At 34.1% G+C, this 6,041-nt stretch carries 4 protein-coding genes and 1 pseudogene; all 5 read left to right on the top strand.

Annotation, left to right across the window (positions count from 1 at the left end; genetic code table 11):
• Positions 1-93 precede the first annotated feature (93 nt).
• Positions 94-258, top strand: a complete 165-nt coding sequence (locus tag FC27_RS12040; RefSeq protein WP_235699648.1) for a hypothetical protein — start codon at positions 94-96, stop codon at positions 256-258.
• Positions 259-3,486, top strand: a pseudogene (gene cas9 / locus FC27_RS08070) (type II CRISPR RNA-guided endonuclease Cas9).
• Positions 3,487-3,662: 176 nt separating this feature from the next.
• Positions 3,663-4,571 (top strand): type II CRISPR-associated endonuclease Cas1, encoded by a 909-nt coding sequence (cas1, locus tag FC27_RS08075; RefSeq protein WP_010624831.1) that lies wholly within the window; start codon positions 3,663-3,665, stop codon positions 4,569-4,571.
• Positions 4,572-4,582: 11 nt separating this feature from the next.
• Positions 4,583-4,891 carry a CRISPR-associated endonuclease Cas2 gene (gene cas2 / locus FC27_RS08080; protein WP_029508202.1) on the top strand — a complete coding sequence of 103 codons (309 nt, stop codon included), beginning with the start codon at positions 4,583-4,585 and terminating at the stop codon, positions 4,889-4,891.
• A 2-nt stretch (positions 4,892-4,893) separates the two neighbouring features.
• Positions 4,894-5,910 carry a CRISPR-associated protein Csn2-St gene (gene csn2-St / locus FC27_RS08085; RefSeq protein WP_162097650.1) on the top strand — a complete coding sequence of 339 codons (1,017 nt, stop codon included), beginning with the start codon at positions 4,894-4,896 and terminating at the stop codon, positions 5,908-5,910.
• Positions 5,911-6,041 lie beyond the last annotated feature (131 nt).

Here is a 6,041-nt window from a genome sequence, read left to right on the forward strand (position 1 = left end):
ATCTACTCGTTTTTTTGTGGCTTCGTTTTCCTACTGTGGCGGTATTTATAGCTATGATAAACTGAAAAAAATACCCTTTTTGAGGAGACCAAAATGAATCAAAAAATTAGTCTAGGTTTAAATATCGGTGTTTCATCAGTCGGTTTTAGTGTAATTGATTATGAAGCTGGAAAGATTTTGGAATTAGGTTCACGCCTGTTTAATGGCAAGATTGCTGAAGAAAATGTCGTTCGTCGCGACATGCGTGGCAGTCGGTGATTGACGGGTCGAAAGAAACAACGCCGCCAGGATACGATCAAACTTTTTCACAAGTATAATTTATTAGGAGAAGCTGATTTAAAACAATATAGTGAAATCCTTGATAGCAATCAAAATCCTTATCAAATCAGAGTTAAAGGCTTGAGTGAAAAGCTTTCAGCAGAAGAGTTAGTAATTGCGTTATTTTATATTGTTAAGAAACGTGGTATCAGTTATGATCTTCAAGATGCTGAAATAGAAGATGATGATTCAGGTTCTGACTATGGGAATGCCTTGAGAATCAATACTTTGCAGTTGAAGAAAATGTTCCCAGCTGAGATTCAGTTAGAACGCCTAGAGCGTTTGAAAGCCGTCCGAGGTCAGATCACGATTGAAGATGAAGAAAGCCGGACGGTCCTATTGAACGTTTTCCCAACTAAAGAGTACGTCAAAGAAGCCAAGAAAATAATCGAACAGCAAAGTCAGTTCTATCCTGAGGTCCTAACCGATGATTTTGTTGATTCTTATTTGTCGATTCTCCAAAGAAAACGTGATTATTTCGTTGGACCTGGAAGTGAGAAGTCACGCACTGATTATGGTATTTATAAAAAAGATGGCCGAACACTGGATAACTTATTTGAAGAATTGATTGGTAAATGTTCTGTCTATGAAGAAGAGCTACGTGCGTCAGGTGCTTCTTATACAGCACAATATTTTAATCTTTTGAATGACTTGAACAATTTGCGGATCTCAACCCGGGAAGACCAGAGGTTAACGACTGAAGATAAAGCAAAAATTATTGAAGAAATCCTTGATCCTGAAAAGAAATCAATTCAGATGATGAGAATCATTAAAAAAGTAGCTGATTGTACAGATGATGAGATCAAAGGATTCCGGATTGATGATAAAGGCAAACCAGACTTGCACTCAATGGCAGTCTATCGAAAGTTCCGTCGCAGTATGATCGATGCAGGTATTGATTTCAGTAAATTGACTCATGAATTTATTGATGATCTTAGTTTTACTATGACCTTAAATACTGAGAATGATGAGATCAGAAAACAATTGCTCAAGAAAAGTCAGAATTATGACTTTTTAACTGAAGAATTGATCCAAGCTATCATCGACAACAAGACTAGTATGGATATCAAATCAAACAACAAGTGGCATCGCTTCTCTCTAAAATTGATGAACCAACTGATCCCTGATATGACCAATCGTTCGATTGAACAAATGACCTTGATCAACGAATTGGGACTTCGTAAAAAAGACGACAATGAATTGTTGAACACTAAATTTATCCCTTATCGCCAAATCGCTAAAGAAATTTTTAGTCCCGTAGCTTCTAAGTCAGTCAGGGAAGCTTTAAAAATCGTCAATGCTGTCTTAAAGAAGTATGGGCACATTGATTATTTAGTAGTTGAGATGCCGCGAGATAAAAACGAAGATGAAGCCAAGAAAAAAATCGAACAATTTCAAAAGGAAAATCGGACTCAAAAAGATAAAGCACTTGAATCTTTTACCCGTTCAGTTGGTAGTAAAAAGACTGTTGAAGATGCTTTGGCGAGATACAGTGGGAAGTTGTACTTCAAAATTCATTTATGGTATCAACAAGATGGTATCGATCTATACAATGGTTAGGCCATTTCAGCAGCTGATTTGATTTACAATCCTAATAAATTTGAAATCGATCACATTATTCCACAATCGATTTCTTTCGACGATAGTATTAATAACAAAACGCTTTGTTATGCTTCAATGAACCAAGTGAAAGGTCAAAAGACACCTTATCAGTTCATGAATGAAGAACATGGCCAGGGATTCCCAGCGTTGAAAGCCATGGTCAAGAAAAATCCTAAATTAAAACATAAGATCAATAATTACTTATTCGATGAAAATGTCGAAGATATCGAAACTAGGAAGAGATTCATCTCCCGTAACTTAGTCGATACTAGGTATGCCTCACGAGTAGTCTTAAATAGTTTGCAAGACTTTTTTAAGAATCAAGGAAGTGATACTAAAGTTACCGTTATTCGCGGTAAGTTTACTTCGAACATGAGAAAGCATTGGCATCTGAATAAGACCCGTGACACCTTTCATCACCATGCGATTGATGCCTCAGTAATTGCTGTCACACCATTCTTACGGATCTGGAAAAAAGGCGTGACGATTTTCCCAAGAAAAATCGAAGAGACAGCCATCGATATCGAAACCGGCGAGATCTTAGAAGAGAAAGACTTTAAAAAAGATTTATATGATCAGCCGTATGCCGGATTTGTAGCTGAATTAGACAATGCTGAAGACCGCATCAAGTTCTCACACCAAGTCGATAAAAAGGTTAATCGAAAAGTAAGTAATGCTACGATTTATTCAACTAGACAGGGACAACTAGCTAAGGATAAAACTGATTTTGAGTATGTCGTGGGTAAAATTAAAAATATCTATGATGCAGTTGAGTATGCCAAATTCAAGAAAATCTTTGATAAAGATAAAACAAAATTTTTATTGTATCGAGTTGATCCTAAGAGCTTTGCTAAATTAGAAAAGATTATGGAAACATATCCTGATAAAGTTGAAATAACAGATCGTAGTGACAAGGTAAAAAAAGTTTCCGCATCGCCATTTGAACTTTATCGAAAGGATAATGGCTTGGTTACTAAATATTCTCCAAAAGATAAAGGTCCAGTGATTAAGAAACTTAAATATCTCGACAAAAAGATTGGATCACATATCGATATCACACCAGAGACCGCCAAAAATAAACACGTTATTTTGCAATCATTGAAACCATGGCGAACGGATGTCTACTTTAATCATGAATCTGGTAAATATGAAATTATGGGATTGAAGTATTCCGATTTAAAGTTCAATTCTCATGAGGGTTATGGTATTAAGAAAGATATTTACAATCAAATCAAAGATAGAGAAGGAGTTTCCAATACATCGGAATTTATGTTCACTCTGTATCAAAAAGACCGGGTAAAAGTAAAGCGTCAAGACTCAAAAGAAAACGTTGAAATGCTTTTTTGGTCCAGATCTACTAATCAAAAAGGGTATGCTGAGTTAAAACCGATTTTTAAATCTTTTAACGAAGATGGAGAATATCCAATTTATGGCGCAGCAAAAAAACAAATTCTGAAATCTTTAGTTCCTCAAAATTGTAAAATAATGAAGGTTAATACCGATATATTAGGTAATCCATTCTATTTAGAAAAAGAAGGAGATTTTCCAAAAGATTTGCTTGACTAAACTAATAGATATGATAAGATATATCCTGTAAGGGACACCTTATATGTTTGAACGTTCATTCGCAAAGTTTTATCATTACCAATTCTTTAAGGATCTACAGAAATAAGGATTTATTCCGAATTTACCGCCTACTTGATAGGCGGTTTTTTTTCACCCAAAATCAGGAGGAAAGTTATATGGCGTGGCGAATGGTCCATGTTAAGGAAGGCGACTATTTGCGTCTTAGATTGGACAATATTGAGATACGCAAATTAGATAAGAAAGTGTATATTCCACTGGCAGGTATCTCTGTGATAGTTTTGGAGGGTAATCGGACTTCTATTACAACTAAATTAATGTCACGAATGAGTCAATACAATATTGCCCTAGTTATTAGTGATGATAGTTATTTACCAGTTGGGATGTACTTACCCTATGGTCAATATCATCATAATGCCAAGCGAGTTATCAATCAGGCTAATTGGTCTGATGAGCAAAAGGGAAAAGGCTGGAAAGAGATAATTGGCCAAAAGATGAATAATCAAGTCAAATTTGCAGAATTTACTGGTGTCGAACAACCTAGAATCGATTTGATGAATGATTTATTACGGGGTCTAGAAAATGGTGACAAAACTAATCGAGAAGGTCATTTAGCAAAAGTTTATTTTGATTCACTATACGGCAATTCGTTTACCAGAAAAGATGAAGTGTTCATTAATGCAGCAATGAATTTTGGATATGCAATTTTAAGATCGTGCATGGCGCGAACAGTAGTTGGCAACGGATTGATTACCATGTTGGGTATTTTTCATAAGAACGAATTCAATAGTTTTAACTTAGCTGACGATTTGATGGAACCATATCGTCCTTTAATGGATTATTGGATTAATCAAAAAATTAAAGCAGAAAAAGATTTCTTGAGTTATGAATCAAGGCTAAAAATTATCGAATTTATGCAGGAGAAAATTGTCATTGATGGTAAGAAGATGTCAATTGAAAATTCAATGCAAGAATTAGTCAGCAGTTTTATAGCTTATATGGAAAGCAATTTAGAAGGATCTGTTATTCAGATTGAATTAAAAAATTTAGTAGGTATAGAAAGTTGAAATATCAAAATATGAGAATGCTCTGTATGTTTGATTTACCAGTAGATACTTTGGTTGAACGGCGCCAATATCGAATTTTACGAAAACAATTGATCAAAAACGGTTTTGTAATGCTTCAGTATTCCGTTTATTATCGATCAGTACCAAATCGTTCGGCAGCAAAAAAATTTGAAACAGCTATCAGACAATTTTTGCCTAATCATGGTGAAGTGCGATTGATTTCTGTCAGTGAAAAACAATTTGATGATATGAAAATTCTAGTCGGAAATAAATCTCATCAAGAAACTTTGGTCGGTAGTAAAGAAATGGTGATCATATGAGATTGAAAATAGAAATTGATGACCAAAGTTTCTTTGAGTTAGATTTTGGAGATATCGTTTATATTTCTGGGTATAACCATCAAAATATGTGGAAGATATACCGCAGTTTATATTATTACTTTAATAAAAGTCCGATGTTGTCGACAAACATATACGGTGACGACAATATTGAAATAAGTTTGGACGATGTCAGTCCATCTACAAAAAATACTCAAACTTATTTTATTTCCAATCGTGACTCGATCTATCAACAAATGATTTATAAGAAGGGTAACTTATTATTTGAAAATCTAAATACTTTAAATGACAGTTTTGAGATCACCCGTATTCTAGAAGAGCTTAACGATACTAATACGAAATTATCACTGCTAGTACAAGAACATATAAATAACTATGCAAATAATTTAATAATTGATTTTGAGGATGTAACTTACTTTGATGTTTTAAAATACTTTTTAAAAGTTAGTTATGAGGATAGTAATCGGACTTTTCCCTTAGAATTTATGGAAACGGAATCGTTAGTCGATGAATTATTAAATTTGATTGAATCAAGTTTAAAGAAGGCTAACAACGACACTTGGATCGTATTGTATAATCTAGATTCGTTTGTTTCCAGATCTGCTAAGAAGACAATTTTGAATAAACTGAAAGAATTTACCGATCGATTTGAATTGAAGGTCATTTACTTGGGCAATTCATTAACTGATTGTTCAATAACTTCAGCTGAAACGGAAAAGATAGTTGTTGCGGCTGATGAATTTCATCAGCTGTTACCAATTGAAAATCTATCAAAGTCAATCAAAATGAGATATCCCAATGATTTTCCACATTCAACGGAACAACTAGTACAATCTTTGATCCAAGTAATTCCTTATGTTGGTAATAAAGAAAATGTTTCTTTAAATCCTCGGGATTTGGTATTATTAAAAATAGTAAATGACATTTTAGGATACGAGACGTCGCTAGACTATAGTGATCAAATACTAAACAGTGCAGAAACCAAATTCCTATTAGATTAGGATTTATATTTTATTTGAGGTTTTTGTACCCTTAAAGAATTGGTAATGCCAAAACAACAACTGATCCGAAAATAAAAAAGATTCCCAATCCACTGTTATCAGTGCAATTGGGAATCTTTTGGGTCTAAACT

The organism is Companilactobacillus versmoldensis DSM 14857 = KCTC 3814, assembly GCF_001434295.1.
GTDB lineage: Bacteria > Bacillota > Bacilli > Lactobacillales > Lactobacillaceae > Companilactobacillus > Companilactobacillus versmoldensis.

Coding starts and splice junctions, on each gene's coding strand:
- FC27_RS12040 (WP_235699648.1), top strand. CDS start 94: ATGAATCAAAAAATTAGTCTAGGTTTAAATATCGGTGTTTCATCAGTC.
- cas1 (WP_010624831.1), top strand. CDS start 3,663: ATGGCGTGGCGAATGGTCCATGTTAAGGAAGGCGACTATTTGCGTCTT.
- cas2 (WP_029508202.1), top strand. CDS start 4,583: ATGAGAATGCTCTGTATGTTTGATTTACCAGTAGATACTTTGGTTGAA.